This window comes from Vibrio sp. 10N.222.46.A1, assembly GCF_041473595.1.
In the GTDB taxonomy this organism is placed as follows: Bacteria; Pseudomonadota; Gammaproteobacteria; order Enterobacterales; family Vibrionaceae; genus Vibrio; species Vibrio tasmaniensis_A.
Genome location: NZ_JBFRSN010001267.1, coordinates 1 through 2143, shown reverse-complemented (window position 1 = coordinate 2143; position 2143 = coordinate 1). Strand labels below are relative to the sequence as shown.

Below are 2143 nucleotides of genomic sequence, written 5' to 3'. Positions count from 1 at the left end.
CTCAATAGTGATCGCACTGAGTTCACTGATACTTTCTGAATGGCTCAACAAAAAGTCAGCAAAACGTTTGGGGGGCAACGCATGAGTCGCATGAGCACTTTGGTCCTCCAATATCAGCAACAGCTTGGTGAAACGTTTTTTGATATTGACTTAGAATTGCCAAGTACTGGTATTACGGCAATTTTCGGTCGTTCTGGTGCAGGTAAAACTTCACTTATCAATGCCATTAGTGGTCTCAAACAACCAGATAGTGGCTTGATCAGCGTATCTGGAACCATTCTGTTTGATAGTGAAAATGGCATCAACTTACCAACGCACAAACGCAACGTCGGCTATGTATTCCAAGAATCACGATTGTTCCCACACATGAAGGTAGCGGCGAATTTAAAGTACGGCATGAAATGCGTCGATAACGCGCACTTTGAACAAATAGTCTCGCTGCTATCGTTGGACTCGCTGCTTGATCGCTATCCAGCCCGTCTGTCTGGCGGTGAGAAGCAACGTGTTGCGATTGGCCGCGCACTGTTGTCTAAGCCCAGCATTCTATTGATGGATGAGCCATTGGCGTCTCTGGACTTACCTCGTAAGCGTGAAGTAATGCCGTTTCTGGAAAACTTATCTGAAACCGTTCAAATACCGATTATCTATGTCACTCATAGCCTCAATGAAATATTACGCTTGGCAAATCACCTTGTGATCATTGAGCAAGGCAAAGTTATTTCATCGGGGATGACGGAAGAGGTATGGGCATCGAGAGCCATGCAACCGTGGCAATCTTTTTCAGAGCAAAGTTCGTTGTTTGAAGCGACATTAGCGGAACATAATGATGATTATGCGTTGTCACGTCTAACGTTAGGTAAATCAACGTCACTTTGGGTTCAAAAGGTGTCGAGCGAGCTTGGCACTACGGTAAGGCTGCAAGTGAGGGCAAATGATGTCTCTATCACGTTACAGCAGCCGCAAGGCACTTCGATACGTAATATCCTTCCTGTCACTATTAAAAGGGTAGAGACGCACCAGCAAGGCTCGAATAAGCAGAGTGTCGCTGTCGAGTTAGAACTTGAGGCCGGATGCTACCTATGGGCGACTATTACATTGTGGGCGCTGGATGAGCTGAATTTAGAAATTGGACAACGTGTCTACGCACAAATTAAAGGCGTGAGTGTCGCGCAAAGAGATATCGCGATAACGCACTAAGCTTATGCAGCAAGCTCATGCGATAAGATATTCAGATCTAGCGGTAATACATTAAGATCCCAAGACGTACCTGGTTTTTGGTTTCATTTTAGAACGGGTAAAACTCGATCTTGATTCTGTGACTCGATCTTGATTCCATAAATGACTACATGTGTCATTTTATAGGGTGTAACTGCCAGTTTTGCGTCATACTATATGAGTGTGTATGTATACTTTCGTGCGATGAGAAAAGTTAGAATTATAAGAGCCACAATGAGAACCCCTGCACTAACAAGAACCCAGACGTTACGTTCGAATAATAGAAGAAGCGAGCAGAAAAAGAACGTATAGAAAAAGCTGCAGGTACAAAAAAGCCGCATGTTTTAAATAACATACGGCTTAATCATTAAGTTTTCGTTAAGCATTTAACCTAAATTTAGGTGCTCTGAATGGCTTAGCGGATGAAAACTTCTTTGAAATCACGCTTCAAGATAGCATCACGGCGCGCTTTCTTGATTTGCTTAGCCATGTCTTTTACACAGTTATGTAAAATTTGGTCAAGCAGTTGAGCTCGGTACTCTTCTTTTTCTTCATCAGTCATGCCTTCTGGAAGTTTAAGAGTAGGGAACTCCTCCATCATGTTTACGCCAGCGAAAGCTTGGCTAACAGAGATTAGAGCGTGGAATTGCTCGAAGTTGTCTAAAACATTTTGTGCGCTTGCTGGAAGGCTGCTCCAAGTTTCACGCACTGCTTCTTCAGACACTTCGTGAATAGAAGTAACCATGTTGTGCATCTCTTTAGGCACTTCATCAAATTCGATAACTTGGCGAAGCTCTGGTGAGATAGTGGTTAAATCGATTTCTTGTACTTCGTTGTTTGTAGCGTCTGACATAGTATTTCTCTTTAAAAAGAAACAATGCTAAAAAGATCTGTAAAAAAGTCAATATAATATAGAGATTAGGGCATG

2 protein-coding genes and 1 pseudogene are annotated in these 2143 nt (G+C 42.8%); 2 read left to right on the top strand and 1 reads right to left on the bottom strand.

Annotated features, from left to right (window positions below):
* Positions 1-85 (top strand): annotated as a pseudogene (gene modB, locus AB4496_RS25820) (molybdate ABC transporter permease subunit); the annotation flags it as partial.
* Positions 86-90: 5 nt separating this feature from the next.
* Entirely contained in the window at positions 91-1197 is a 1107-nt protein-coding gene (modC, locus tag AB4496_RS25815; protein WP_041473213.1) for a molybdenum ABC transporter ATP-binding protein ModC, read from the top strand.
* A 433-nt stretch (positions 1198-1630) separates the two neighbouring features.
* Here the strand turns inward: modC and AB4496_RS25810 are convergent, their stop codons facing one another.
* Positions 1631-2068: a DUF3069 domain-containing protein gene (locus AB4496_RS25810; RefSeq protein WP_017098271.1), complete on the bottom strand. Its 438-nt coding sequence runs from the start codon at positions 2066-2068 to the stop codon at positions 1631-1633.
* Positions 2069-2143 lie beyond the last annotated feature (75 nt).